This window comes from Kribbella sp. NPDC051137 (genome assembly GCF_040682535.1).
GTDB lineage: Bacteria > Actinomycetota > Actinomycetes > Propionibacteriales > Kribbellaceae > Kribbella > Kribbella karoonensis.
In genome coordinates, this window is the sequence record NZ_JBFBBI010000002.1 from 783,856 (window position 1) to 810,172 (window position 26,317).

The following is a 26,317-nucleotide window of genomic DNA, read 5'->3' on the forward strand; positions in this document are numbered from 1 at the left end:
CGGCAGATTACAACGTCAAAATGAGCTATTGCGCACTCCGGCCGGCATCGCTACTGTCCGGGGCATGTCGACCCCAGCCAGCACATCGCGCCGGAAGCTCCCCGTCGCCTTGATCGCCGTCGTGGCTTTGCTGTCCCCATCGGCTCCCGCCCTCGCGGCCGATCCGCACCCCAACGCGTCGCCGGCAGCCGCCGGTGCCGCGGCGGACGTTCGCGGCCGGGTCGTGGATGCGCACAGCGGCGCACCGATCGCGAACGCCAGCATTCATGCCTCCCGAACCAGCGTGTTCGCCAACTCCGCCAAGGACGGCACGTTCGTCCTGAGCGGCGTACCTGAGAGCAGCGCTCTGGTGATCGCAGCCAAGGAGGGGTACGCCTTCGCCTCGGCGACCGTTGCGTCGTCGGTCACTCTGAAGCTGCAACGCGACACCGCGCCGGCGCGGGCAGAGTACCCACGCCCGGACGCGGATCGGCGTCCGTTCACGGGCAACAAGTGGATGACGCTGAACGGGACATGGTCGTTCGATTTCGACCCCGGCAACGACGGCGAGAACGAGCAGTGGTTCGATCCGGCCCACTCGTTCGGCAAAGCGATCCGGGTGCCGTTCGGCTACCAGTCACTGGCCGCCTGGGGTGAGGAGGATCTGGCGACCAAGGAGGTCTTCCGCAGCGCGTTCTCCAGCTACCGCGGCACGGTTTGGTACCGGCGTACCTTCACCGTCCCGAGGAACTTCGGTCATCAGCGGACACGGCTTCGCATCGGAGCGGCCGATTGGGGTGCGGCGGCGTGGCTCGACGGCAAGCCTGTCCTCCCGTACTCCGGTGACGGGTACACCGAGATCACCGCAGATCTCGGCGCACTGGTCCCGGGATCGACGCACACGCTGACGATCCGGGTGGTCGCGCCGCCGACGACCGCGGACTCGCCGTACCCGATGGGCAAGCAGACCGGCGTTCCCGACGGCGAGAACACCGGCTGGTTCACGGATATCGGCGGCATCTGGCAGTCCGTGTGGATCGAGCCGTACGCCGATGCGCGGCTCACCCAGACCCAAGTGACCCCTGAGCTTTCGTTCGAGGGGACAGGGCGCACGCCGTCGACGGCAGCCGCGAAAGTCGACGTGACGGCGATCGGAGCTACGTCGGCGACCGTCACGATCAGGGATCCGGACGGACGACCTGCCGGCACGGCCGTCGTACCGCTCACGAACGGGCAGGGCACGGCGCGGATAGCGATCACGCGTCCGAGGTTGTGGGAGCCGGCCGATCCTGCGCTGTACACCGCCGACTTCCAGGTGGGGCACGCCGACGGCCTCCGGACGACGTTCGGGATGCGCAAGGTCGAACGCAAATGGGCGCCCGGACACACCGACGAGTACCAGTACATCTACCTGAACAATCGGCCGATCTATGTCCGCGGCGTACTCGACCAGGCCTACAACCCATGGGGTGTGTACACCTACACCGGTGTCACCGCCGGCCCGGACCTGCACACCGGGTCCGAGGCGCAGCCGGGCCGCGGATCCATGCTCCTCGATCTGAAGAACGCCAAGCAGCTCGGCTTCAACGTCGTCCGCACCCACGTCAAGATCAACGAGCCGGCCTACTACCACTTGGCCGACAAGCTCGGTCTGATGATCTGGCAGGACCTGCCCAACGCCGGCTGGAACTCCTTGGGTGACCGGGCCGAGGAACTCTACGAGGGTCTGCTGCGGACCACCTTCCAGCGCGACCACAACCACCCGTCGATCGTCATCTGGACGACTTTCAACGAGTCCTGGGGTATCAACGATCAGCCGTGGCAGCAGCCGATCCCAGCCGCTGCCTTCCCGTACGTACGACGTATGGTCACGCTGGCCCACGACCTTGACCCGTCGAGACTGGTCGTCGACAACTCCGCTTGTTGCCAGAACGGCCATCTCGACACTGATCTCAACGACTTCCACTACTACCTGTCGACGTACGACGAGTGGAAGAAGCTGCTCGACGGCTTCGACGCGCAGGTCGCGCCCGGATCTGCCTGGAACTTCAATGACGGAGTGCAGAGCGGACAGCCATGGCTGAACTCCGAGTTCGCCATCAAGTCCGGTCAGTTCCCCCACACGGCAAGCCTGTTCCGGGCCTATCCCAAGCTCGACGGGTACGTCGGCGTACAGCTGGCCGAGACCGAGCAGGAGGTCAACAGCCCCTTTACCTTCGACCGCCAGCCGAACCAGCCGGAGTTCGTCGACCATCTCGGAGCGGCGCGCGGCATCGATCTCTTCCAGGGCGACGACGCAGTCTCCTTGATGGGTACGACGGGACGCACCGTCAACCGCGGCGACACGATCGACGTCCCGGTCAAGATCAGCCACTTCAGCGACCTCGACCTCTCTCGGGCCGTGCTGCGCTGGAAGATCGGCGGGTACGACGACCAAGGCCGCTGGATCGCCGACGCCGGGCAAGGGTCCCGACCCGTGAGCCCAAGCCGGTACGGCGTCAGCGACGCCGGCACAGTATCGGTCGCGGCACCCGCGAAGTTGCGCGTCGGCTACGTGTGGATCTGGATCGAGGCGCAGGGAAAGACCACTGCCGAGAACTACTTGACGTTCGACACCCCGGGCCCGGTCGGTGAGGCCGGCTTCTCGCCTGGCAACGTGGTCTCGCAGGAGTGGACGGGTGGTGCTCAGGCGCGGACAACAGGCGGATCCGATTGGGTCACCGGATACGGTCGCGGGTACTTCGAGTACAAGGTCGACGTACCGAACGACGTACGCGACGGTGCCACGCTTGTCGCCGAGGTCGCGTCCGCCCAGGCGCCTGGGTGGTACGACGCGAACAACGTGACAACCGCCCGTCGGTATCCGACCGATCTCACGGTCTCGGTGAACGGCAAAACGTTGCCGGCGGTCGTACTGCCCGATGACCCGAACGGCCCGCGCGCCGTCGCCGGCCGCTCGCGTGGCTCCATCGGCGGCGACTATGGAAACCGGTACGGCTATCGCATCGCTGTTCCGGTCACAGCCGATCAGCTCGGCGATGCGGACACCGCCACGCTCCGGTTCGCGTCCGACGGCGGCGGGCTGTCGATCTTCGGTGCCCGCTCCGGCCGCCACGGCACACCGCCGGCCCTGGTCAGCGGCACCGTCAAGGTGCCTGACGAGCGGCCTTCGGTTCGGGCCGTCGACACCAGGTTGTCGGTGTACCAGGCTCCCGCAGTGATAGCTCCGGCGACCGGAACCGGCACCGTCATCGTCTCGGTTGTCAACGACAGCGGCCGGGCGGCGGACAACGTCCGCGTCAGGCTGATCGGTCCCGACGGCTGGACGTCGGTCGGCACTGAGCCAAGTCTCATCCGCAGGCTCGAACCGGGGCAGGCGAAACACATAGCTTTCGCCGTCCGTTCCGGCTCACCCGTGCGGACCGGGCAAACCGTTGCCTTCACCGCCACGGCCGGCTGGGGCGAGCGCGCGATCCAGGTAGCTGGCAGGTCGACCGTGAGTTTCGACCCGGACGCGTACTCCGAGGTCGGCGTCGATGACACCTTCGATGCTGACTCGAGCGCCGACTACACGGTCTACAAGGCGTCGACGAACGAAGCTCTGCCGCAGCTGACCTTCGGCGGCGGGAGTCTGCGGGCCTACGCGCCCGGTGCGTACTACGGCCTGGTCGCTCACAAGTCCGGACCGAAGAGCGCCCGCGCGGTCGTCATCGTCGACCACGACCAGTGGGCCGGGACCGGGAAGGGACAGGACGCGCACTTCAACGGACTCGTCAAGGACGCCGACAACTACGTCTTGGCGTGGACCGGTATCAAGGGCCAGCACGGCGTCGACATCAAGATCGACGGCAAGCTCACCACCTCCTGTTGTTCGAGCGCGCCGCTCCAATCCGGCGACCGCTGGGCGTTCATCCTGGACGGCAACGCCATCAGCGTCTGGGTCGACCACGGCTACGGCTGGGGCTGGTCTCAGATCATGACGACCACCACCCAGGGCCGGATCGACTTCACCCAACCAGGCGCACTCGACGGCTGGCACTACGCCACCGGTCTGCGCGGCAATGCCGGTACGCAGATCATCGGCCGCTTCGAGGGCCGGAGCGAGGCGAGCTGATGGAATCCACGGCCAGCAGAACGTTGGCGGTGTCGTGATCAGGTCGCCCGTGGTCGCGCTGCTTGCCGGGCGTGTGCTCGGATGCGAACATCACGGAGCCTCAGAACGGTGCCACACCGCGCAGATCATGCAGCCGCTGTCCAAGACTGGAACGACCTCCCGGCTGGTGATCTGACGCCGCATTGGGCTCGCACCACCGTCTGGTTGCGTCCCCAGCAGAGTCCTGCGCGGCGGCCGAGGGTTTGTCCTAGGCGAACGGTTCTCAGGACAGATCGATCACCGCGATCGTCAACGGGTCGACTTCACCTCGCAGCACGCGGTGCCAGACGTGACGGACCTGTTCGAGTCCGGTGACCGTCTCCACTGCGAGATGCTCGGCGGCCCAGACTGCGATCGACTTCTCGACGGCCTGCTCGAGCACCGCCATATTCTCCTCGCCGATCCGTGCGGCCACGTCAATCCGGCGAAGCCCGACGTTGAACTGCTCGACGGGTGGCCCCGGCAGGGAGAGTTGCGCGGAAGGTTCGCTCGACGGATGCGTCTCGCCGACTCGGAGGCTGCGAACGAGCGCCGATCCGAGGGTCCGGGCCACCGCGACGGTGATCTCGGGCCGCCCGGCGACGTCGACATACACGGTGCCCGGAATGCCCACGAGATCTCCAACCTCGTCGTAGGACAGGACCTCGTCGAAGGCCTCGGCGCGAGCAGCGGCCTTGGCGTGGTCAGCGGCGGTCAGCCCGACGACCCGCAGGCCAGCCTCCCGCAGCACAACGGCTGTGGTGAGGGCGGTACGGCTCGTGGCGCTGGAGAACACGACCTGCGCAGGTCCCGACGCCTGTATCTCATCACTGAGGTGAGCCGCAGTCTTTGCCGCTCCCCCCGTAGTCGCGAGCACCACGTCCTCGACCGGGTCGTTCATCCGGATCATGTCGCGGTAGAGCGGAAACATCTCCGACCGTTCGGGCGACGTGGCGCGCAACCCGGTGGGCAGCGGCTCCGCCTCGACCAGCACGTGCGTCGCCATCGGGATGAAGCCGTAGAACAGTTCGCCGGGCGCCGCCAGGTCGGTGTCGCCGCCGATGACGCGGGCGGTGCCCCAGGCAGGCACTCGTCCCCAGCCGTGCTCCCTGGCCGGGAACGGAGCCCAGTACCCGAGCTGGTCGCCGTAGCGGGCGTACGTGATGTTGTTCGAGCTCAGGACGAAGCGCTCGATCTTGAGCAGCAGGCTGCCCCGCGCTGGTTCGGGTAGCGGATCGGGGACGAGCCGCATGGTGTGCAGCGGATCGTCGCGGAGGAACTCGAGGGCCTGGAAAACGGGCTGTATGGACATATCAATCATGCACCTGGCCTCCGGTCAGTGGGTGAAATAGATGATGTCGTCGTCGCCGTCCAGGAAGCCCACCGCCTCGTGGAGCGGGCGGCCCATCTCGCTGGACTGGAGGTAGGCGGTGTGTGCGCCCGCACGACGGCCCTCGGTCAGACGGTGCAGCAGCAGCGCGCGGCCCAAGCCACGCCGGCGGAAGGCCGGGATCGTCCCGCCCGAGTAGACCCCTAGCCAGCCCTGGTCGTCGAGCATCGTGATCCCGGTAGCCGCGACCTGTCCGTCGACTACCGCGATGTAGACCGTGATTCCGGGGTGGGCGAGCACCGCGTTGGTGACGAACGGCTCGCCGAGGGAGGCGTCAGCTCCGAACGACTCGCCCAGCGCGCGCACGAACGCGGCGCGGTCCTCCGGCGTCCGGACCGTCCGGAAGGTCACCGACGGCATGATGCCGTCCTCGTCGGGCAAGTCCGCCAGCGGGCGGATCATCGTCGGAAACCGAAGCTCGCGCAGGCCACGGACAGCGGCCGCGGACCGCTCCGTCCCGGTGGGTTCGTGCCCGACGACCTGCATCGACCAGGCGGGCAGACGCTCCGCCGCGGCAGCCAGCGCACGGTCCAGGCCAACGCGGTCGTGTCTCGCTGCGGTCAGCACCAGCCCGTTCAGCATTGGCACTGGGACGGTGGTGTCGACGATGTCCACCCCGTGGGCGATGGGAGTCACCCCGCCACCGGGCGCGAGGGAGGCCAGGAGCGCCTGGGCGCGGACCAGGGCCAGGGAGGGTCCGTCCGGCCGGGACTGGAGCTCGTGCCGCGGCCGCATCCCACCAGGTTTCGGCGCTTCCCCGTGTGCTGTCATGTGATGTTCCTTGGGTCAGGTGTGGCGTACGCAGAAAGAGCGCACGGTCACGGCGGTCCTCAGGGTCGGTCATTGACCTTAGGGCCATGTCTCGGCCGCCTGGGGAATCTTTCAGGGGCGTAAGGAACATCTCGATGCGCTAACCGGCACCGGCAAAAGAATCGGCCATACGTCGTCGTCTGCGGATGCTGATGATTGATCCGGGCCACGGCCCGCCGCCCGGGAAGCGAGGCACCGGGAGCCGGATACCGCAGTGACCGCTCTGCCCTGGTCCCTGGCGCCACAACCGCTAACACCCAACGGCCTGCTCCAGCTGCGGCACGCCCGCCCACTGGCCTGCCCTTTCGCAGATCGCCTCGCCCGCTCCGCGGGCGGGGCGGTTTATGCGGCTACCAACGAACGCCTAGCAATGCAGCCCATCCGAGTGTCAGCCAAACCGTCGATGTCGAGGTTCTCCAGTGCGGCCCCGGCTCGCGAGCAATCGACGTGTGGAGATCTTACGGGTCTGAAACATCGTGGTCCGCTCGGCAGTTCGTCGGGTTTAGTTCTGGGCTGTCAGATGTCAGAGACCGGAGGAGCAGGCTGTGCTGGATGTTGTCGCATTGTTGACGATAATGGGGGTGATCGCGGTGGGCGCGATCAGTCCTGGGCCGAGCGTCATCGTGGTGGCACGGACCGCGTTGTCGGCGGGCCCGAGTGAGGGCCGTCTGGCGGCGGCGGGGATCGGGGCGGCCGGCCTGGTCTTCTCGGTGATCGCAGTGACCGGCCTCAGCGTGGCGCTGGTCTACGCCGGATGGCTGTTCACGGTGCTCAAAGTGGCCGGCGGGATCTACCTGGTCTACCTCGGGGTGCGGATGTGGCTGGCGCACCGGACAGGGGCGCCAGTCGAGGCGGGGGAGGTGCGCGTGGAGCCGCGGCGGGCGTTCCTGTCGGCGATGCTCACCCACCTGAGTAACCCGAAGGTGATCGTGGTCTACGGGAGCATATTCGCCACCGCGTTGCCGCACGATGCGTCAGTGGCGACGCTGGTGGCGGTGCCGATCGGCGTCACGCTGGTGGAGACGACGTGGTACCTGATCGTGGCAACGGTCCTGTCGCTGCCGGGACCGCAGCGGGTCTACGCACGCAGCGTGGGCGTGGTCGACCGGGTGGCGGGGACGTTCCTGGGCGGCCTGGGAGCGTACTTCGCCGTCGACGGGGTCCGCGCAGCCATACGCTGACGCACGCGGGGTCGCCATCCCGATGACCCGTCAGGGCCCGTGGCCCCTGCCTTCCGGCTTCCCGCCAGCGCGGCCTTGCCTGTTCCCGAGTTGTCCGGTGAGTGCGTCAGCGCCGGGGGCCTGCACCGATCTCACGGGCGAGCCCGGTGTTCGAACACGATCGCAGTCAGCCGGAGGTTTGAGGGCCGGAGGCAACGATCTCGACGCCGTTGCCGAACGCGACCCGATCCTTGATCTTCCGCGCCGGCGCCAGTGCAAGGATCCGGCCTTCGCGAGCAGCGGTTTCCATCTGGTTCTCAGCGGCGAAGCCTGGCTGATCACGCCGGACGGCCCGTGTCGCCGGCTGGCACCGGGAGACGTTGTCTTCAGCCCGGCCGGTGGTGAACACGGCCTGAGTCACGCGCCGGCCACTCTTCACCAGCTGCCCACCGCCGTGGCGAAACAAGACTTCCGCAGCAGGCCCGCGCCGACGTCGAGTTTCTCTGCGGTGCTTACTGGCTCGACCACGGCCCGGTCCCCTTCTACCTGCGTACTCTTCCCGACGTGATCGCAGTCGCACCCGACCACGGCCGTCATCCTCAGCTACGGCCGCTGTTCGATCTGGTACGAGCGACCTCGCCGACGCCGGGCCGGGCGCAGGGGTGACCCGGCCGGCCTTGCTCGATCTGGTCCTGACCCACCTGCTGCGGCAAGTGGCTGACGGACAACCGCGGAGCCGAGGCGGCGCAGGTCGACGATCCGGCGGTCGCCGAGGTGCTCCATCGCATTCACGCGGCCCCGGACAGCCCGTGGACCTTGCCGGAACTCAGTGCCATCGCCGGCCTGTCGAGGTGGCGGCGATCGCTCACGGGGTCGGCTACTCCAGCGAGTTCGCGTTGAGCCACGCCTTCCGCCGGCTGTACGGCATCGCACCGGGCGGCTTCCGCGCCACTCGCCGCCCTGCGCCGGACCAGCCGGCAGACGACGCGCGGATCAGCACCGGGCAGTGATGACACGAGCGGTCGCGGGCAGGCGATAGCTGCCGGAGACGGCTCGGTGCTTGGCGATCTCGTCGGTCATCACCTGCTGGGCGATGGCCTGCTGCCGGTCGTCGAGGGCGCTGAACAGCGGTGCGAGCGGGTGTCGTACCCCCACCATGCTGCGAAGTCCGGGTACTCGGTGTCCCAGTGGAACCAGTCAGCGGCGATGTCCCGGAAACCCGCGGCCCTGAGATGCTCCTCGAAAGCGCCGGGCCGTACCGACTCGGCGAAGGCGACCTCCAGCTCGGGAACCGCGCCGGCGGGAAGTACCTTACGCAGTACGGAAAGACCGATGCGGGTGTAAGGGCTGCCGTCCAGGTCGTCCCAGGTACCGATGCTCAGCAGCCCGCCCGGTCGAAAAATCCGGGCAGCTTCGCGTGCCGCCACCTCGAACGGCGCCGTCCCGGGCAGGAACAGACCCATCCGGGAGATGACCGCATCGACGCTGCTGTCGGCGAACGTGAGGTCGGCCATCGACATCGTCCGGAACTCGACGGACAGATTCTGCCCGGCGGCACCGGCTCGGCCCGCCTCCAACGCCGTGGGGTTGACGTCGATCGCGGTAATCCGCAGATCAGGACGTCGACGGGCCAGCGCGAGACTCAGCCCGCCGGTTCCGCACCCCAAGTGGACGACATGGGCGTCTTCTGGTAGCCCTTGCACCGGCGTGAGTAGCTGATCGGTGAGCCCGTTCAACAGCCGCATGATGGTGTTCTCGTGAGTCGTCACGGACGATCTTCCTCCGGGAAGCATGTCGGGTCGGGTACGACGGCCGTCCGGCACCCGATGGCTGAGGCAGCACACCTGCAGCCATCGGGTCCCCGTCGGCCGGCTACGGCTCGGGGTGCCGGCCGAGGGCACCGAAGAAGGTCCGCAGGCCCTGGGCTACAACCCTTGGCTGCTCCCATTCGAGGAAGTGGCCTCCACGGTCGGTGGTCGTCCAGTGCGCAACCGGGCCTCGCCGCTCGATCCAGGACCGGGGCGTCGGAAACATGTCCCGATCAGACATGAGGTATCCGATGGGCACCGTCGCGGGTTGCCAGCCGGCCGGATCCCGGAACGCCTCGTAGTAGAGACGCATGGACGACGTGACGGTCTGGGTGACCCAATAGATGGTGAGGTTCGTGAGGAAGGCGTCACGGTCGATCGCGTCCTCCACGAAACCGTTGTTGTCGGTCCAGCGTCAGAACTTCTCACCGATCCAGGCGGCGAGACCGGCTGGGCTGTCGTTCAGTGCGGCACCGAGGGTCTGCGGCTTGTTGGCGTGCACTTGCAGATAAGCCATCTCGTTCGCGTTCCACTGCTGGGCATCGGTGACGAATCGGCGCTCCTCGCCGGTCAGATCCTCGGGTAACGGTGTGGGCAGGGTCGGGTTGGTGCCGCTGGTGTGAAGACCGGCGACCACATCAGGATGAGCGACCGCGTTGGCGTTGGCGACACCGAAGCCGAGATCGCTCGCACGGATGCCGTACCGTTCGTACCCGAGCGCCTCGGTCATCAATCGATGCGTCAGGGTTGCGATGGCCGGGAAGGTCACGCCGGCCTGCCGCGGGATCTCGGAGAAGCCATATCTGGGCAGGGACACGGCGACGACGTCGAATGGTGTCCCGTCGCGCTCAGGGTGGGTCAGCATCGGGATGATGTCGAGCATCTGCACGTACGAACTCGGCCGGCCGTGCGGCATCAGCAGCGGTACCGCGTCCGGTTGCGGTGACCTCTCGTGGACGAAGTGCAGTGCCGTGCCGTCGATGGTGGCGGTGCGATTCGCGAAGCTGTTCAACCGTTCCTCAGCGGCACGCCAGTCGAAGTCGATCGCCCAGTGTTCGAGGACGTCCCGCAGATATGTTCCGTCGAACCCCAGGTCATGACCGGTGCCGGGGAGATGGTCGGGGAGCCAGGTCGAGCACAGGTTTCGGGATGTCAACGGTGAACTCTCGGACTTTCGGGCTGCCGGCGAGGTTCTCGAGATCGCGTACGAGCGCCCCGGCCGTCGGCAGGGTCACCACCTCGGATCGCCGGTTCGTGGCCTCCGTGCGGAAGCGAGGTCGGGACAGGACGGTGGCGCAGGCCTGGCGCATGTCCACAGATGCGACGGCACGGCCAGGCTTGGCAGTCGAAACTTCATGACACGCACTCAACCGTCGTGGCAGCTTGCCCGGCCATGTTCGGATGGTGCGGGTTCATGTTCGGCTGTACTCCTCCCGCCGTACCGCCGGGCACCCGTCACAGATCGCGACTGGCAGCGCCCTTCAAACAACTCATCAGAAATCACATCAGAACGCAGCACCAACCCAGCATCGGTCGTTCAACCCCGACGATTCAGCAGGCGCGGTCAGCCGCCGGTGGCGTTGCGCAATGCCTTGGCGACGTCGTCCGGGTGCGTGAGGATCGCTTCATGCGTGCCCGGCACCATCAGCGGTTCGGCGTCGATCCGCGCTGCGAGCTGCGCCCCGGGTGCGGCAAGGGCCTGGTCCCGCTCGGCCAGAAGGTAGCTCAGCGGCACACCGAGGCTCGTGAGCTCCACCTCGTCCAGCGCATCGAGCATGTACCCGCCGGGCTGTGGTAGCAGCAGGTCGTGCACGAGACGTTGGAGGGGCTCCGGCTCACCCGGCATCAGGGACTCGCGGACCGCGGCGAGATCCACGCCGATCGTCCCTTCGGCGGATGCCGCGATCGAGGCGCGGACGAATGCGCCGATGTCCGGGCCCAGCGCGTCCGCCATCGACTCGCCGGGACGCGGTACGAAGGCACTGACCATGGCCACGGCGCGCAGCCTGTCGCCCAGTCGAGGCGCTGCGCCGGCGATCGGGATGCCGCCCCAGCTGTGGCCCACCAGCACCACATCGGACAGGTCCCGACGTTCCACCTCCCCGACCAGGTGATCGACGGCGTCCGCGAGGCGCAGACCTCGGGGATCGTCACCGGCCGCCAGGCCGGGCATGGTCAGGGCGACTGCGCCGTGGCCGGCAGCGGTGACGCGTTGCGCCACGGGATGCCAGGCCCAGCTGCCGTGCCAGGCGCCGGGCACGAAGACGTACTGCATGATGCTCCTCGAGTTAGATGAAGTGAGGCTCTATTCACTGCAGTGAAACTCCAATGAGTGCGCATTTCGCTCCGGCCGGCGCGGTCCGGCGGAATGTCGCGCGCTGCCCACCGATGCTCTCGCTGTTCAGCACGACCTGGACGGAGCCGGCGACGATCCGCCCCGGCCGGTGGACGCGAGTTGGCGCAGCGTACGAGACGGCCATGGCGCGGCCGGGGAACCTAGACGGTCCCGTCGGCCGGGGCGAAGACCGGTGCGATGTCGATGACGATCCGCCAGTCGGCGACCACGTCGCCCTTCCAGCGCAGGATGTCCACGCAGGGAACCGTCACGACGATTCCGTCGAGTCGCGTGTAGTCGACCTGGATGTACGCGACGGTCACATCGGGCTCCGGGTGCCAGAGGTCCTGCACGCGGTGCCGGACACCACTGATCGTCGACCAGAGCTGCGTACAGGCCGCGCGAACCTGGTCGTGGCCGGTGGCCGCCGGTGCGTTGCCGAAGGTGAGGACGACATCGGTGCTGAGACCCGCGATAAAGCCGTCGGCATCCAGCGCGTCGATCGCGGCGATGGTGTCGTCAAGGGCGCGTGCCATGAAGTGTCTCCTCTTGAGTGATGCCTGAGCAGGGCAGGCCTCGTGAGTTGCCCCCGTCTGGTTCGTCCCCAGTGTCGGTAAAGGAGGATGCCGCCGGGGGATTCTTTCGGACCCGTAACAAAACGCCCTGGTCATCGAGCTCCCGCCCGACGCGAACCGCCCCGGCCGCGAGCAGGTCCCCGTCGATACCGGGCAGAGGCGCAGCATCGACGCCAGGCCACCTCGCAGCAGGATGTGGGTGTGCTTGCCGTGGGGCACACCCTTGCGGGCTACGGGCTGCTCCGGGTACCGGTTGCGTTCGACGACCGTCACACGCGCGGCATGCTTGGCGAGTACGTGTGCCGCGGTCAGCCCCGCGACGCTCCCGCCGATGACCACGGCGTGTCCTCTGCCCTGACCGATCATCGTTCTTGTCCTCTGACCCGTGCGCCGCCGGCGCTGCTCGTGGTGACCAGGACCACGCACGGCCACGACCCTGAGCTCGCGGGTCGGCGGCCGTCGATGGGAACGGTAGTCATGCGGAGACGCCGCAGCCGAGGTGTTACAGGAGCGTAAGAACCCCACCGGGTGGGACACGGGCACGCATCCTTTGACACCTGGCTCGCGCAGGACGAGTGGACCTGCTGATCCGTACTGAGACCGTCAGCCACTGCCCGTGCAAGGGGTCGGCGTCGTACTGGACCGTCGTGGCCGGCGACGTCAGGCTGCCCGACGTGGTGTGACGAGCACGCTTCCTCTCGGTCTCGAACGCACACCGAGAGGAAGCGGTCAGCGTGCTGAGCTCGTTGCGTCGACGTTCGTTGCGTCGATCCGCGCGTGGATCTCCTCGAGCTCGTGCCACGGGATCCGCGGGCGGTCCAGTCCACGCTTGTCCAAGTACGCCTGGGCCCGGCGGCGCAGGCCGCGGGTCGTGCTGATCTGCGAGAAGATCCCCCCGGGCTGGACTCCATCGGCCACCCGCTCGGGGCGTAGCACGAGCCCGCGGGCGCTCTCGGAGAGCTCGCCGACCACGACGAAGCTTCGCTGGTTCGCCAGCAGCTCGTCGTGCCGGTGGAACAGCAGGCTCGCCTGCCCCGGCCGCGCGTCGGTGCCGGTGAGCAGCAGGCCGCCGTCGTCCGCTTCGGGAACCACCCGGGCGAGGGAGGGTTGCCCGCCGTCGCCCAGGCTCGCCAGGACTCCGCTGGGGAACTCGCCGATCCTCCGGACGATCGTCGGGGTCAGGCCCGGCACCGCCAGGTCGGAGAGCCGGGCTGTGGTCTCGGGCAGTGACGGACGCGCCGTGACGACGGTGGGCGTCACCGTGATGAACAACCGCATGTAGTAGACGTCCAGGAGGCGGCGGAGGATTCGGTTGGACGACAGGGCCCGCGACGACGGCTGCGCCTGCGCTACCCGCTGCCAGACATCCGCGTTCTGCGAGAACTTGGTCACGATCTCGTCCTTGCACTCGGCCTCGCCCTGCAGGAGGACCTGACCTGCCTGGTCGAGGCCGCTTCCCGTCGGGTCCGAGAAGAGCAGGGCGACGCGCGGGTCCCGCCGGATGTTGAACGCCTTCTGCGGGAAACCGATCGATGTCGACAGCGCGAAGGTCTGCTCGTCGGCACGCCACACGCCCGTGACCGGCCACGCGATCGGTGTGCCTGAGCGCGAGATCGTCGCGGCCTCGCACGTCAGATAGGACGACAGGACGCGGGCCGCACCCGGTTCGACCAGCTGGTCGTGTTCCATGATCACTCTCCGGTTGAAGTACTCCTGAGCGGCACGGGCCGATGCCGCACACGTCGACGGCGGCCCGTCCCGCACACAGGCTCCACCATGACGCGCCGGTGTTCGAGGTCCGGACGCAACTCGTAAGACTTCGTAAGCTTCCCCCCGCCGTACGGCGGCGGGGCGGCCGCCGCCGCCCCAGGACGGTTCCACTGAGCGCCCGGAACCGGCCACCGGAGACGACGGACGTCTACCGGCCGGGCCCGAGCTTCCACGGCTACAAGATCACGTACATGCCGGCGCTCGCAGGGCCCGCGAGCGGAGTCGGCGAGGTGCTGCGGCCCTTCCAGTGGCAGGAGCTCGAGTTCGCGCAGATGTTCGGGACCGCCTCGAGGGAGGACGCCGGAAAGTGCGTGGGCAACCTGATGATCGGCTGACGTCTTCTGGTGTGCCAACCAGGGTCGCTGTCGGGCGGACTTCTTACGGTTCCGAAAGGTTCTCGCACGTGGAGCTTCGTCGTACCTAACGTGGCCGAACATCGGCGCGTGCCTACCGTGTGCACCCGCTGTCGTTCCGTCCTGATACGTCATGAGGTGCTTGATGAAGATTGGCATCGGACTTCCCAACCAGGCCCGCGACGTGCGGCCCGCGCGCCTTCCCCGGTGGGCGGCGATGGCCGAGGAAGCCGGGTTCTCCACGCTCGGCACCACGGGCCGCATCGCCTACCCGGGAGTCATGGACACGGTCACGCTGGCCGCGGCTGCCGGTGCGACCAGCCGGATCGGTCTGATGAGCGCGATCACGGTCAGCACGGTGTGGCCCGCCACCCTGTTCGCCAAGGAGGTCGCAGGCATCGACGAGATCTCGGGCGGGCGGCTCACCCTGGGGATCGGTGCGGGTATCCGGCCGGACAACTTCGTCGTCGACGGTCTCGGGCCGGGCAGCCGTGGCCGTCGGATGGACGCAGACCTGGCGACCTATCGCGAGGTCTGGGGCGGTGCTCCGGCGGGCGGTGGCACCAACCCGGCGGTGACGAGCCAGGCGCGGACGATACCGCTGTTGTTCGGCGGGATGTCCGCGCCTGCTCTCGCGCGGATGGCACGGTGGGGAGAGGGCTACATCGCCGGTTCGGTACCCCCACCGATGGCGGAGGCCTCCTTCGACCAGGCACGTGCGGCGTGGCGGGACGCCGACCGACGGGGTGAGCCATGGCTCGTTGGTATCGCGTACTTCGCGCTCACCGACCCCGGGCTCGGACGCCGGAACCTCAAGGACTACTACGCCGACACCGAGTTCACAGACCTCGTGGTCGGAACACTGAGCGACACGCCAGAAGCGGTGCGCACCGTAGTGAAAGCCTTCGCCGACATCGGTGCCGACGAGCTCATCCTCAACTCTGCGACGGACGAGATCGACGATGTCCACCGCCTGGCAGAGCTGGTCCTGTGACACGGCCACTTCGTGCATCTCGTGCCGGGGCGCCGCGGGGGCCCGAACAGGGTAGATGCCTCGTGACCGTTGCCGACGACCCGGAGTTCGACGACCTGGTACTGCGTTCATTGGCGGGCCGGCGCAGCTGAAGGGGACGGCTCATGGACAACACCCGAGTGGCACCGACGCCCGCGCCGGCCCGGTCCGCCGGCGAGCAGCGCGTCTACACAGTGGATGTCACTGTGTCACCGCAGGAAGACGACATGATCGAGAGCCTCGAGCGCCGCTGGGACGCGCAGGTTGGCCGTGTGATCCCGATCCCGCCGTCGTCCCCGGTCGGCGCGGGCGACTACCGGATCCGCATCCGGCACAGCAAGATCGACGATGCAGTCGTCGAGGACCTCTACAGCGAGTCGATCGTGGGCGGCACCGGCGGCCGGTTCGAGCACCTCAACGACCGGGTCGTCGTCCACCTCGGCCGGCGTGGAACATGGCGCTTCACCCGTTCGGACGAGCGCGGCGACGTGATCAACATGGCGCGCAACCAGTTCGTTGCCCGGCGCAACGACCGGTCGTGGGATTTCGGGATCGGTCCACGGACCCGCTCGACCGTGCTCATCCTGCCCACGGCCGACCTCGGTTCGTTGTTCACGGACCGGGCGATCGTCGGCACCACGGAGTCCGCGGACCTCCGGCTGCTGATGGCCCATGTGACCGCGGTCCAGCAGTCCCTGACCGACCTCAGCCCGGCGGCGGTGAAGGCCGCACGCAACGCGCTGGTCGAGCTGACCAGGGCGGTGGTTTCGGGTGAGGGGCCCGACCCGTCGGAGCCACAGCTCGCCGTCGCGCTCGCCGACGCTGCCCGGTCCCTTGCCGACTCCTTGCTCACCGACGCCGAGTTGAGCCCCCACATCCTGGCGAGCGAGCTGCACGTGTCCCTGCGCACGCTGCAACGAGCTTTCGCCACCACGGGTGAGTCCGCGTCCAGCTACATCAGGCGCCGCCGCTTGGCGCAGGCCCATCAGGTCCTCACGGCAGGCGCCGGGAGCGGCTCGAGCATCTCCGAGGTCGCCGCCCGCTACCACTTCGCCGACGCCAGCCACTTCGTCCGCGCCTTCAAGCGTGAGTACGGCGAACCACCGTCGCGACTCGCCCGCCGTACCCCTGAGCCCGAGCCGCAGCAACTGCTCGGACGGGTGGATCAGACCGACGGTGCCGCCCGATCGGCGGGCGACCGGGGCAGGACGCGATCGACGCTGACCGTGACCGGGTCGTCGAGCTCTCCTTCGCCGCCAATCGGTACGTCGTGACTTTCCCCGAACCCCGGTTCACGACGTACAGGCGGCGGTTGTCGTGCGAGCGCACCGTCGAGCGCGCGCTCCAGCAGCAGGTTGTTAGTAGCCAGAAGGAGCGACTGTTCGTCGTTGAAGGAGGTGAGTCCGGCAGACTCGCGTTGCCTTCAGCCCCCAAGGTGTTGCTGTGTCGGAGGGGGCACCTTAACCGCACGTTTGCTGGTGGCCCATGCGGTCGAGGTCCGTCCGGGGGTCTCCGCCGATGTCGGCCTCTGAGAGGGGTCTGGGATGAAATCTTCGCTGCGAGTCGTCCTCTGGTTCTACGTCGCGTTCAACCTGCTGCAGGTCGTGGTCCTCACCTTCGACCCCGAGCTCACCGACCGCGCCTACCGCGGCGGCGAGATGACCCCGACACGCCATTTCCAGTGGTACGCCGTCGCCGGCTGCCACGTCCTGATCATCGCCGTCACCATCATCGCGATGACACTGTCCCGCGCCGCCGATCGGCGCAAGTTGGTCATTGTCAACGCGCTGCTGTATCTGCTCTGGGACGCGACCTCGCAACTTGCCTACTGGGGCCACGAGATCGGGATGGCCACGTCCGACCTCCTCACCAACGCGGGCGTTAGTATCGTGACCGCTCTGGTCCTCTTCGCTGTCGCCTACTGCGATCGAGATCCCAGGACACCCGCACCACGCTGACCCTTTCGGGTACGCCGTTGCGCATTGCGCGAGCTGCTTGGGGAACGTCGCGATCTGACGCGAAGGACAAGCTTCGGGAGCGGTTGAAGACTCGGATCAGGACCGAGGGCTCTGCCGTGTTGAAGTCCTCCGATCGCGTAGCTGTGGCGATCGACCCCGACTGCCGCGATGTGCGTCGTCCCGTGCATGATCAGGTGCGCCGACTGCACGGGCATTGCTCGGCAGCGCCGTAGACCACGTGACCGAGCCACCCGGCCGGGACCGAGGCGTCACGTGGTCCGTCAGCTCGCCGTGCGGGCCCTCGCCGTAGCCGCCATCCCTCAGGTGGCCGGGACCAGCGGGGCCGCCTACCGGGCCGGCTCGACCGGATGGTTCCCGCGGACCAGGTCCGCGGGGTCGTACAGGGCCTTGACCCGGCGGAGGCGGTCGAGCGTGGCCTCGTCCGCGAACGGGGCGCCGCCAGGACGTTCGGTGAGGTTCAGGTACGACGTCGCCGCTCCCCAGGGCCGCAGGGCGTCGCGCAGCCGGTCCAGGGCGAAGTGCGCCACCTTGGCGCTCAGCTCGTCGGGGGTGAGCGCGGCCGAGAAGACCACGTACCCGGCGTCGAGTCCGGTCACGGCGCCGCCCTTGGCCGGGTCCGGCGCGAAGGCCCCTCCGAGGTGCCGGATCTCGGTCCCCAGCATGGGAAAGTCCTCGCCCGGCCCGGCGACGGACAGGAAGGCGTCCAGGGCGTCGGTGGGCAGGTCCGTCAGGAGGAACCCGTCGCCGGCTGCGGACACCGGCACCAACGGGTCCATGTGGATCGAGGCGAGTTCCACCGGGCTCGATGGGCGCACAGAGTCCATCACGGGTCCGAGTGCGCGAAGCGGGGCGAGCAGCTCGTCGGTCTCCTGCTGTCCCAGGAGCGAGACCAGCTCGACCACGACGAACGACTGACCCTGCACCTCCTCCGGGATGTCCGGCACTGGTGGGAACCGCAGGATCCGCCCGATCGAGGTGACCGCGTCCGGCACGGTGGCGGTCCATTCCCGCCAGGCGTGCAGCACCTCGAAGGCCCGCTCAAGCGGGAAGAACAGGACGCCGCCGTGCAGGTCGGGTGTCCGCACGAGGGCGATCTCCAGCGCGGTCACGACGGCGAAGCTGCCGCCGCCGCCCCGGATCGCCCAGAACAGCTCGGGGTCGCTTGTGGCGTCGATGTGCCGCTCCACGCCGTCTGCCGTCACGACGTCGGCCGAGACCACGTGGTTGGCGGCGAGCCCGTGCTGGCGGCCCAGCCACGACAACCCGCCACCCAGGGTGTAACCGACGACACCGACGGTCGGTGAGGAGCCCGCCAGACCGACCAACCCGTGACGAGCGACGGCGGCCGTCAGGTCGCCCCAGAGCACGCCCGCCTCGACGCGGACGATGCCGGCCCCGGGATTCTCGGTGATCCCGGTCAGACCGGACGTCCGCAGGAGCACCGTGCCGTTCAGAGCCCCGAGAGGCCCGGCGTTGTGACCGGTCGACTGGGCCGCGACCCGCAGACCGGCCGCCCGTGCGGCGTTCACCGTCGCGACCACGTCGCTCGGGGACGCGGCGAGCACGACGGCGTCGGGCCGCTGGTCGACCGCCAGCTGAAAGGCCTGGCGCGCCTCGTCCCAGCCCGTCTCCCCGGGGAGGACAAGGCTGCCGACGAGCGCGGCCCGCAAGCCTGCGGCGTCGAGGGGGTTCGTGGACACCAAGGACTCCTGTCGGTTCACTGCGCAGTCCGCGCGGTAGGGGTGGGGTCGGTCGGGGTGGGGCCGGTCGGCACAGCATCGGTTGGTGCGCCGTTCCAGGACGCGATCCAAGCCGCGACGTCGGCGGGGAGCTCGGGCCGCTCCTGCGGCACGTAGCCCCGCTCCTGGGCCAGCAGCGACGCGATGTCGCCCGGGACGATGCGGTCGCCCGTGCGGGTGCTGACGAACCGGCGGCCCACCACGCCGCGGGTGCACAGCTCCCCGCCGCGAGTGATCACGTGCTCGGTGTAGAAGAGGCGCTCGTCCCAGCCGATCACGCGCGAGGTGATCTCGATCCGGTCCCACAGCTTCAAGGGCCGGCGGTAGCGCATCGTGGACGCCGCGACGAACCCGACCCAGGAGCGCTTGGCCGCGAGCCGCGTGCCGCCCATCTCCGCGATCTGCTGGGCAGCCGCGACGTCGATCAGCTGCAGATGGCTGCCATTGTTGACCACCATCATCGCGTCCAGGTCCTGCGGCAGCACCCGCATCCGGGTGACCACCGGGTCCAGCAGCCGGCGTCCGGGCACCGGTCTGGTCCGTACCAGCGTCCGCCAGGCGAACTGCACCATCCGTGTCATGCGTCCTCCATCTCGTCGCTGGTTCTCGACACGCCGGCTTCTTCTTTCTGTCCGGTCCGGTCTGAGGCCGGCGGCATGGGGGGAGGCAACACCCATACCGCCGACGTCCCCCGAACATAGGCACGGCCGGACTCCGGACCGGGAAGTCTTTCAACAACGTAAGAACACCCGGACCTGGACCGGCTGTGGTTACGCTGACGAGCGGGGGACCGGTCCAGCTCCATATGGCCGGGTTCAACAGGACCAGTCGCGTCTACGCGCGCAAGGCGCCGGCGGTGCTCGTGCGCTTGAGCCCAGCCCGACGGGCGGACGCTGTGGGGCCTGGCCACGCAACTGCCTGCCCAGCAGGCCAGTCAACGCCGCCGCTCTGGCCCATCGGGACGATTCGATTTCTTACGATCCCGAAGGATTTACCCGTCCGGGCGGCGCTTGCCTCAAATTCGGACAAGTCGGCAGTGCGGGGCGAAAGGCTGCAAGTTGGGCATCGAAGGGCCTTAAGCGCCCGCGCTGCTGTCGTTGGGCGGGTGCTGACACTTTCCGGCATATCCAAGGCCCATCCAGTTGATCACGCTGGCCGGAGGCCAGTCCGATGCTCAGCCGCACTCAGGGAACCTACGTCGCGGAAGGCGGAACATATGTGGAGCTGGGTCCTCTGGACGGTTGTCGGCCTGGTGGTGCTGACGCTGGGCGCGACCCTCGCGCTCGTGCTCACCATGCGCACCAAGCAGCCGCGGGCGCTCGCCGTCGTCCGCGGGTTCAACCGGCGGCTCAACAACCCCCGGATGCTGCGGCACGCGGGCAAGCCCGGAGCGGAGCTCAGTGTGCTCCGGCACGTGGGACGGAGCTCGGGCAAGCCCTACGAGACGCCCATTGGTGTGTACCCGCTGGAGGAGGGCTATCTCGTCAACCTGTCGTACGGGCAGGAGACGGACTGGCTGCGGAATCTCCGCGCGGCGGGCATCGCCGAGCTGGTGGTCGACGGCCAGGCGCACCAGGTATCGGCCGCGCGCGTCGTCGGGCGGGCCGAGGCGGCGCCCCACCTGTTCCGGGGACACACTTTCTGGGTGCGCCTCCTCGGGGTCACCGAGTTCCTCGTCCTGCAGCGCGTCCCGGTAACGTCGAGCGACGGCCGGTGACGACGTGAGGGCTCTCCTCCGCGACATCTACGGGCCCGTCGACGTGCTGCGGATCGCGATCGTCGAGCTGCCCGTCTCGGGCCCAGGTGAGGTGGTGGTTCGGGGCGAGGCTGCCTCCCTGAACAAGGCGCTCGACCGCCTGCTGGGTCGGCCGCGGCTGTCCCGCCTGGGCATGGGTCTCGTGCGGGCCGCCAACGCTACGCAGACCAGAACTGCCAGGAACTGAGTAGGTCGCGTAAACGGACGCGACCATAGCCAGAGCGCAGATCCCGCGCCAGGGGTGGCCGAATCGCGGGCGAAGGGAGGGTCACAACCGTTGACCCTCCCTTCCCAGTACCGCTTCCTGTGCGGTGCTCGTGGTCGACGAGACCGGAGACCTGAAGAAGGGCACCAGGTCGGTCGGCGTGCAGCGGCAACACACGGACCCGGCCGGCGGGTCGAGAACGAGCAGGTCGCGGTGTTCCTGACGTACGCCGCCGAGCATCTGGGCGTGGCGGGCACCGACGTTCAGGTCCCGCCAGAACCGTTGCCACAGGTTGCCGAGGGCAAATGCGCTGGAGCCGTGCAGGTCCAGCAGCAGGCCGACGGCTCGCTGGAACTGCTGCAGGACGGAGACGACCTCCATCCGGATGCTTGATCGCTGCAGGGCGGTGACGTGGTTGCCGGGCAGCTGCTCGGTGATGCGGCCCGCCAGACTGATCAGCCGGTCGTAACCACTGGTAGCCATGTGCTCGGCCTCGGCGAACACGTGTCGGGCCGACATAACCGTCTGGGAGATGATGCTCAGCGGCTGGCCGAGGGTGACGTCGGGCCTGCCATCTGGGCCGAGAGGGAACTCGACCACGCGCTCCAGTCGTCTCGTTCGAGCTCAAACGATCTTGGTGGTGAGCCCGCGGGTGGCGCCGGTGTTCCATCGATGTCGTCGCTGCGGTCCACGACTCGGCCTCTGTCCGGCTCCTAGCCTCGACCCAGGTCGTTCTGCCGGCCGCCCGCAGTGGTCCGCGGGCGTGGCCAGGCGGAACCTCCCCTCCCTGTACCGCACCGAACGAAGGACTCGAATCATGACGCACGATCGACCGTACGGCCACGCCGTTGTCGCCGGCGGCAGTGTGTCCGGCCTGCTGGCCGCGCACTGCCTGGCCCGGCATTTCTCCCGGGTCACGCTGGTCGAACGCGATCTGCTCCCGGCGAACGACCGGAGCCACCGGCGCGGTGTGCCGCAGAGCCGGCACCTGCACATCCTGCCCGGGCTGGGACGGCAGACGATGGAGAAGCTGATGCCCGGCCTGACGGCCGAACTGCTGGCCGACGGAGCCGTGTCCACCGACGTGCTGGGCGGAATCCGCTACGTGTTGGAAGGTCACCGCGCCGAGCGGGCGCCGATGGATCTGCAGGCCGTTCTCGCCGGGCGGCCGCTCCTCGAAGGGCGGATCCGCGAACGGCTGCGCGCCGTACCGAACGTCACCTTCCGCGACAGCCACGAGGTGACCGGGCTCGCCCTCGACAGCGAGACCGGCCGGGTCAGCGGGGTGTACACCGCACCCGCCGACGACCCGACCGCGAGCACGCTCCTGGAAGCCGAGCTCGTGGTCGACGCGACCGGCCGTGGCGGCCGCGGAACCGCCTGGCTGCGGGCGGCCGGACTCGGCGTTCCCGACGAGGACGAGGCCACCATCCGGATCGCCTACACGACGCGACACTTCCGGCGCTCCCCTGGAGAGCTCGGTGGCGATCAGGCCGTGATCATTACGCCTACGGCCGAGAACCGCCGCGGCGCCGTACTGAACGCGCAGGAGGACGGCACCTGGATCGCCACCTTGTTCGGGTACCTCGGCGAGGAATCACCGGTGGACCTCGACGGGTTCCGGGCGTTCGCCGCGAGCGTGCCCGCCCCGGACGTGGCCGAGGTGATCGAGCGCGCCGAGCCGCTCGACGACGGGACGCTGATCCGCTTCCCCGCCAGCCGGCGCCGCCACTTCGAGACGCTCGCCACGCTGCCCGACGGCTATGTCGCGCTCGGCGACGCGTTGTGCAGCTTCAACCCCATCTACGGTCAGGGCATGGCGATGGCCGCGCTGGAAGCGGAACTGCTCGACAGCTGTCTGGAGGTCCGAGCCGGCAGACCTTGGTCCGAAGGCGCGGGAGTCAGCCGGGACTTCTATGCGCAGGTCACGCCGATGGTCGATCTCGCCTGGGCGACGGCAGTGGGAGCCGATCTGCGGTACCCCGAGGTCGCGGGACCGCGAACTCCCGAGGTCGAGCAGATCAACGCTTTCATGAGCAGCATGTACCGGGCGGCGTCGCAGGACGTCGAGGTCAGTGAGGTTCTCGTCCGGCTGATCAATCTCGTGGCCGGGCCGGAGATCCTCGAAGACCCCGAGTTCACCGAGCGCGTGCAGAAGGCCGCAGCCCGGGTCAGTTGATCCCGCCGTCGTTCCCGGCCGGATCGGAGGTCGCCGGCCGCCCGCTCCGGGACGACCTGGAAACTTCCGGCCGACTGACGGAGATCGGCAACCCGAGCGCGCTGTTCCCGCATTTCGAGGCACTGCGCCTGGCCGTTCAGTCGGGCCAGGATCGAGGGGAGTTCCGTATCGCCGTACCGGCCCGTGGGGTCCCTGAGGTGTTCTCGGCCCGCTTCACGGACACGGTGACCCGGTGGGCCCCGCCGCAGATCGCCGACCAGCCACCACCGTTCGCACTCGGCGACGAGCTGTCCGCCAAGCTGGAGTTGATCCTCGGCGGCCTCGTCGACGACGGGGGCCGGGCGTGACGAAACACCAGCGCCCGGGCGTGGCATGAGCGGCGCCGACGCCTTTCTGGAGGCTCTCGCGACGAGTGGCCTGCCGCCCCTGCGCGGCCATCGCGGCGAACTGGGGATTCGCCGATCCGGCGCACTTCAGTCGGCTTTTCAAGGAGACCTACGGGTACAACGCGGTGACGCTCAGACCCAACAACCGTGCACAGATGGTCAATGCTTCTCCCGCCTGGTCCGCCGAGGATGGTGCCTGAAAGCGGAGCAACAGAAGGGCAAACAGATGGAACAGACGGTCGAAGCGATGGCCGCCATCCCGGCGCGGATGAACGCGGGCTGGAACAAGGGCGACGCCGCCGCGTTCGCCGCCGAGCTCGCGGACGACGCCGAGCTGGTGGACTTCGAGGGAACCATCCACCGAGGGAGCGAGGCGGTGATCGCCTTCAATCAGCCCCTGTTCGACACCGTACTGAAGGGTTCCCGAATGGTCCGGAGCGAGGTGCCGTTCGCGCGGATCGTCCGCCCCGGCTGGGGCGTGGTGCACCACCGCGTCTGCCTGGTGATGCCGGGCGAGGACGAAGTACTCTCGAACCGTTGCTTCATGCAACTACTCGCGGTCGGGTCGCGGAACGGCCGCTGGGAGGTAGCGACCCTGCAGAACGCCCGTCTGGTCACGCTGGAAAGCGCGATGACGCTGGACGCCCGGTCCGCTGGGCGTGACGTCACCAGTTGACAGCCCAGCCCTGACGATCCAGGTCGTGCAGTCCCCTTTGGCTGCGTACTTCCAGCTGAAGAGGTTTGAACAACTCTGTGCAGGACGGAGGGGATTCCAGGAGGCGGAGCCGCACAACGGAGCGGGTGGGCGGCGAGTCAGCCGGCTGGTGTCGCTGTCGTGGGCAGGGCGATGTTCAGCCGGAAGCCCTGGGGGGCGTGCTCCGCGTGGACGTCGCCGCCGTGGGCCCGGACGATGCCGCGGACGATCGCCAGCCCGAGCCCGGCACCGGGCGATCCGGCCGGCTGGACCGCGGGGGTACGGGCGGCGGTGCCGCGCCAGCCGACCTCGAACATCCGGGTGAGGTCTTCGCTGTCGACGCCGCCGCCCTGGTCCAGCAGCGACAGCACCAGCCGGTCGTCGTGCTGGTCGGCGGAGATGAGGATCTCCGATCCGTGCGGGGCGTGGCGGATGCTGTTGGTGAGCAGGTTGACCACGACCCGGGTGAGCTCGTGCGGGTCGGCCCGGAGCATGTGGCCCTCGACGTTCGCCTGGACGATCCGGATGTCCTTCGCGAGCGCGAGCTGGTGGACGTCGGCGACGGCGTCGGAGACGATGTCGAGCAGTTCGATGTTCTCGGGCCGGAGCCGGAGCTGCCCGCTCTGGATTTGGGAGAGCTCGAACAGGTCGTCGACCAGCCGGTTCATGGTTGCGGCCTGTTGGCGGATGCGGCGGATGTAGTCGGCGGGATCCTCCACGGCGCCGTCCTCGAGCGCCTCGGCCAGGGCGCTGACTCCGGTGAGCGGGGTGCGCAGATCGTGCGAGATCCACGCGAAGAACTGCCGGCGCGAGGCGTCCAGTTGCTCGATCTCGGTGCGGGCCGCCGCGAGCCTCTCGGACACGTCGGCGAGCAGGGTGGACAGTTCGGCGAACTCCTTGCCGCTGTGAGGCTGGGCGTCGACGACGTCGCCCTGGCCGACGCGGGAGACCGTCACCCGCAGGTCGTCGAACGCGCGACTCGCCGTGCGAGCGGTCAGCAGGGTCGCCGCGAGACTCAGCGCCGCGGAGATCCCGACGACCCACAGCAGCACCGCAAGATCGTGCAGGGACAGATACATCAGTACGGCGACCGCGACGGTGGAGCAGACGATGGACGCGATGGCGGCGCCGACCACCACCGTGAACTGGAATGTGATGGACCGGGGTGGGCAGTACCGGAGGATCAGCAGCGCCATCACTGTGATCACAATGGTGCAGCCGACGGCGCTGCCGAGGATGAGCAGCAGGTCGATCGCGGGAAGCCTCACGCGACGCCCTCCACCGTGAAACGATAGCCGCGGCCCCACTCGGTGAGCAGGTAGCGGGGAAATCGGGGCTCCGGTTCGATCTTCTCCCGCAGCCGACGCACGTGCACGGTCACGGTGGACGTCTCGCCGAAGCTCCATCCCCAGACCTCGCGCAGGATGTCGTCCCGGCTGAGGATGCGGTCCGGGTTCTGCAACAGGTACAGGAACAGCTCGTACTCGCGGGTTGTGAGTGTCATCTCGGTGCTGTTCAGCCAGATCGTCCGCTGTGCGGGGTGCACCCGGAACGGGCCGACCGTGAACGGGGCGGAGGACAAGTGCGGACGGCGGCTGCGCCGGACCATCGCGTCGATCCGCAGCTGCAGCTCGCGCAGCACGAAGGGCTTGGCGATGTAGTCGTCCGCGCCGTGTTCGAGTCCGTCGATCCGTTCGTCGGCCGCTCCCAGCGCGGTCAGCATGATGATCGACGTCTGCGGCGCCGCGAACCGCACCTGACGGCATAACTCGTCTCCGCTGACGCCGGGCAGCATCCGATCCAGGACCAGCACGTCCGGCCGGGCGGTGCGCAGCGTTTCCTGAGCCGTGCGGCCGTCGGCGAACTCGGTGACCTGGTACCCGCGACCGCGGAGGTAGTCGGTGACGACGGCTCGGACGGTGGCGTCGTCCTCCACGATCATCACCTCGACGTTGTCCTCCATGCCCACCACCGTAGCGGCGGCCGATCCCGGCCGGAGAATTCTTACGCTCTTGAAAGAAGCCCTGGCCGACCGGCTGAACCTCCGCTGGTCCA

At 68.5% G+C, this 26,317-nt stretch carries 26 protein-coding genes and 4 pseudogenes; 15 read left to right on the forward strand and 15 right to left on the reverse strand.

Annotated elements, in window-relative coordinates:
• The first annotated feature begins 64 nt into the window (after window positions 1-64).
• A complete protein-coding gene (locus tag AB0M51_RS11175; RefSeq protein ID WP_363749036.1) occupies window positions 65-4,093 on the forward strand; it encodes a glycoside hydrolase family 2 TIM barrel-domain containing protein in 4,029 nt (1,342 codons plus the stop codon).
• Window positions 4,094-4,355: 262 nt separating this feature from the next.
• Here AB0M51_RS11175 and AB0M51_RS11180 read toward each other — a convergent pair whose 3' ends face one another.
• Both AB0M51_RS11180 and AB0M51_RS11185 read right to left on the reverse strand, forming a co-directional pair.
• A complete protein-coding gene (locus tag AB0M51_RS11180) occupies window positions 4,356-5,423 on the reverse strand; it encodes a DUF2855 family protein (RefSeq protein ID WP_363749038.1) in 1,068 nt (355 codons plus the stop codon).
• Window positions 5,424-5,447: 24 nt separating this feature from the next.
• Window positions 5,448-6,272, reverse strand: a complete 825-nt coding sequence (locus AB0M51_RS11185) for a GNAT family N-acetyltransferase (protein WP_363749040.1) — start codon at window positions 6,270-6,272, stop codon at window positions 5,448-5,450.
• 584 nt (window positions 6,273-6,856) lie between these two features.
• Between AB0M51_RS11185 and AB0M51_RS11190 the strand changes: the two genes are divergently transcribed.
• Window positions 6,857-7,492, forward strand: a complete 636-nt coding sequence (locus AB0M51_RS11190) for a LysE family transporter (RefSeq protein WP_363749042.1) — start codon at window positions 6,857-6,859, stop codon at window positions 7,490-7,492.
• A gap of 166 nt (window positions 7,493-7,658) precedes the next feature.
• On the opposite strand, the gene AB0M51_RS11195 is transcribed toward AB0M51_RS11190, so the two are convergent.
• Window positions 7,659-7,880: a hypothetical protein gene (locus AB0M51_RS11195; protein ID WP_363749477.1), complete on the reverse strand. Its 222-nt coding sequence runs from the start codon at window positions 7,878-7,880 to the stop codon at window positions 7,659-7,661.
• Here AB0M51_RS11195 and AB0M51_RS11200 point away from each other — a divergent pair.
• Both AB0M51_RS11200 and AB0M51_RS11205 read left to right on the forward strand, forming a co-directional pair.
• Window positions 7,809-8,137, forward strand: a pseudogene (locus AB0M51_RS11200) (cupin domain-containing protein). The gene AB0M51_RS11195 and the pseudogene AB0M51_RS11200 sit on opposite strands and share 72 nt — an antisense overlap.
• A 185-nt stretch (window positions 8,138-8,322) precedes the next feature.
• Complete coding sequence (locus AB0M51_RS11205) at window positions 8,323-8,481, forward strand: hypothetical protein (RefSeq protein ID WP_363749044.1); 159 nt, start codon at window positions 8,323-8,325, stop codon at window positions 8,479-8,481.
• A gap of 69 nt (window positions 8,482-8,550) precedes the next feature.
• On the opposite strand, the gene AB0M51_RS11210 is transcribed toward AB0M51_RS11205, so the two are convergent.
• From AB0M51_RS11210 to AB0M51_RS11235, 6 genes and pseudogenes are all read right to left on the reverse strand, one after another.
• On the reverse strand, window positions 8,551-9,240 hold the full coding sequence (locus AB0M51_RS11210) for a class I SAM-dependent methyltransferase (RefSeq protein ID WP_363749046.1): 690 nt from the start codon (window positions 9,238-9,240) through the stop codon (window positions 8,551-8,553).
• A gap of 103 nt (window positions 9,241-9,343) precedes the next feature.
• Window positions 9,344-9,670 (reverse strand): hypothetical protein, encoded by a 327-nt coding sequence (locus AB0M51_RS11215; RefSeq protein ID WP_363749048.1) that lies wholly within the window; start codon window positions 9,668-9,670, stop codon window positions 9,344-9,346.
• Window positions 9,671-9,694: 24 nt separating this feature from the next.
• Window positions 9,695-10,435, reverse strand: a complete 741-nt coding sequence (locus AB0M51_RS11220; protein ID WP_363749050.1) for an epoxide hydrolase family protein — start codon at window positions 10,433-10,435, stop codon at window positions 9,695-9,697.
• 408 nt (window positions 10,436-10,843) lie between these two features.
• Window positions 10,844-11,554, reverse strand: a complete 711-nt coding sequence (locus AB0M51_RS11225; protein ID WP_363749052.1) for an alpha/beta hydrolase family protein — start codon at window positions 11,552-11,554, stop codon at window positions 10,844-10,846.
• Window positions 11,555-11,775: 221 nt separating this feature from the next.
• On the reverse strand, window positions 11,776-12,150 hold the full coding sequence (locus AB0M51_RS11230; protein ID WP_363749473.1) for a nuclear transport factor 2 family protein: 375 nt from the start codon (window positions 12,148-12,150) through the stop codon (window positions 11,776-11,778).
• Between the two features lie 294 nt (window positions 12,151-12,444).
• Window positions 12,445-12,555, reverse strand: a pseudogene (locus tag AB0M51_RS11235) (NAD-binding protein); the annotation flags it as partial.
• Between the two features lie 209 nt (window positions 12,556-12,764).
• Between AB0M51_RS11235 and AB0M51_RS11240 the strand changes: the two are divergent.
• A complete protein-coding gene (locus AB0M51_RS11240; RefSeq protein ID WP_363749054.1) occupies window positions 12,765-12,872 on the forward strand; it encodes a DUF427 domain-containing protein in 108 nt (35 codons plus the stop codon).
• 46 nt (window positions 12,873-12,918) lie between these two features.
• Here AB0M51_RS11240 and AB0M51_RS11245 read toward each other — a convergent pair whose 3' ends face one another.
• The gene (locus AB0M51_RS11245; RefSeq protein WP_363749056.1) at window positions 12,919-13,878 is read right to left on the reverse strand and encodes a pyridoxamine 5'-phosphate oxidase family protein; all 960 of its coding nucleotides are present in this window, start codon (window positions 13,876-13,878) and stop codon (window positions 12,919-12,921) included.
• 272 nt (window positions 13,879-14,150) lie between these two features.
• Between AB0M51_RS11245 and AB0M51_RS11250 the strand changes: the two genes are divergently transcribed.
• The 4 genes from AB0M51_RS11250 (at window position 14,151) to AB0M51_RS11265 (ending at window position 17,282) form a co-directional block, all read left to right on the forward strand.
• Complete coding sequence (locus AB0M51_RS11250) at window positions 14,151-14,294, forward strand: hypothetical protein (RefSeq protein WP_363749058.1); 144 nt, start codon at window positions 14,151-14,153, stop codon at window positions 14,292-14,294.
• Window positions 14,295-14,457: 163 nt separating this feature from the next.
• On the forward strand, window positions 14,458-15,306 hold the full coding sequence (locus tag AB0M51_RS11255; RefSeq protein ID WP_363749060.1) for an LLM class flavin-dependent oxidoreductase: 849 nt from the start codon (window positions 14,458-14,460) through the stop codon (window positions 15,304-15,306).
• A gap of 143 nt (window positions 15,307-15,449) precedes the next feature.
• Window positions 15,450-16,598: a helix-turn-helix transcriptional regulator gene (locus AB0M51_RS11260; protein ID WP_363749062.1), complete on the forward strand. Its 1,149-nt coding sequence runs from the start codon at window positions 15,450-15,452 to the stop codon at window positions 16,596-16,598.
• Between the two features lie 270 nt (window positions 16,599-16,868).
• The gene (locus AB0M51_RS11265; RefSeq protein WP_363749064.1) at window positions 16,869-17,282 is read left to right on the forward strand and encodes a hypothetical protein; all 414 of its coding nucleotides are present in this window, start codon (window positions 16,869-16,871) and stop codon (window positions 17,280-17,282) included.
• Between the two features lie 347 nt (window positions 17,283-17,629).
• Here the strand turns inward: AB0M51_RS11265 and AB0M51_RS11270 are convergent, their stop codons facing one another.
• On the reverse strand, window positions 17,630-19,003 hold the full coding sequence (locus AB0M51_RS11270) for an FAD-binding protein (protein ID WP_363749066.1): 1,374 nt from the start codon (window positions 19,001-19,003) through the stop codon (window positions 17,630-17,632).
• Window positions 19,004-19,020: 17 nt separating this feature from the next.
• Window positions 19,021-19,623: an acyl-CoA thioesterase gene (locus AB0M51_RS11275; RefSeq protein ID WP_363749068.1), complete on the reverse strand. Its 603-nt coding sequence runs from the start codon at window positions 19,621-19,623 to the stop codon at window positions 19,021-19,023.
• A 635-nt stretch (window positions 19,624-20,258) separates the two neighbouring features.
• Here AB0M51_RS11275 and AB0M51_RS11280 point away from each other — a divergent pair.
• From AB0M51_RS11280 to AB0M51_RS11290, 3 genes and pseudogenes are all read left to right on the forward strand, one after another.
• The gene (locus AB0M51_RS11280; RefSeq protein WP_363749070.1) at window positions 20,259-20,759 is read left to right on the forward strand and encodes a nitroreductase family deazaflavin-dependent oxidoreductase; all 501 of its coding nucleotides are present in this window, start codon (window positions 20,259-20,261) and stop codon (window positions 20,757-20,759) included.
• A gap of 4 nt (window positions 20,760-20,763) precedes the next feature.
• Window positions 20,764-20,985 (forward strand): hypothetical protein, encoded by a 222-nt coding sequence (locus tag AB0M51_RS11285; RefSeq protein ID WP_363749072.1) that lies wholly within the window; start codon window positions 20,764-20,766, stop codon window positions 20,983-20,985.
• Between the two features lie 121 nt (window positions 20,986-21,106).
• A pseudogene (locus AB0M51_RS11290) lies at window positions 21,107-21,234 on the forward strand (transposase); the annotation flags it as partial.
• A gap of 66 nt (window positions 21,235-21,300) precedes the next feature.
• On the opposite strand, the pseudogene AB0M51_RS11295 reads toward AB0M51_RS11290, so the two are convergent.
• Window positions 21,301-21,522: pseudogene (locus AB0M51_RS11295) on the reverse strand (hypothetical protein); the annotation flags it as partial.
• A 298-nt stretch (window positions 21,523-21,820) separates the two neighbouring features.
• Between AB0M51_RS11295 and AB0M51_RS11300 the strand changes: the two are divergent.
• The 3 genes from AB0M51_RS11300 (at window position 21,821) to AB0M51_RS11310 (ending at window position 24,244) form a co-directional block, all read left to right on the forward strand.
• Window positions 21,821-23,182, forward strand: coding sequence for a hypothetical protein (locus tag AB0M51_RS11300; RefSeq protein WP_363749074.1), 1,362 nt, complete (start codon window positions 21,821-21,823; stop codon window positions 23,180-23,182).
• On the forward strand, window positions 23,179-23,529 hold the full coding sequence (locus AB0M51_RS11305) for a hypothetical protein (RefSeq protein ID WP_363749076.1): 351 nt from the start codon (window positions 23,179-23,181) through the stop codon (window positions 23,527-23,529). Before AB0M51_RS11300 ends, AB0M51_RS11305 begins: the two co-directional genes overlap by 4 nt.
• Window positions 23,530-23,794: 265 nt before the next feature.
• Window positions 23,795-24,244, forward strand: coding sequence for an SgcJ/EcaC family oxidoreductase (locus AB0M51_RS11310; RefSeq protein WP_363749078.1), 450 nt, complete (start codon window positions 23,795-23,797; stop codon window positions 24,242-24,244).
• 137 nt (window positions 24,245-24,381) lie between these two features.
• Here the strand turns inward: AB0M51_RS11310 and AB0M51_RS11315 are convergent, their stop codons facing one another.
• Window positions 24,382-25,530, reverse strand: coding sequence for a HAMP domain-containing sensor histidine kinase (locus AB0M51_RS11315; protein ID WP_363749080.1), 1,149 nt, complete (start codon window positions 25,528-25,530; stop codon window positions 24,382-24,384).
• Window positions 25,527-26,225 (reverse strand): response regulator transcription factor, encoded by a 699-nt coding sequence (locus AB0M51_RS11320; RefSeq protein ID WP_363749082.1) that lies wholly within the window; start codon window positions 26,223-26,225, stop codon window positions 25,527-25,529. The genes AB0M51_RS11315 and AB0M51_RS11320 overlap by 4 nt, the downstream gene beginning before the upstream one ends.
• Window positions 26,226-26,317: the final 92 nt, after the last annotated feature.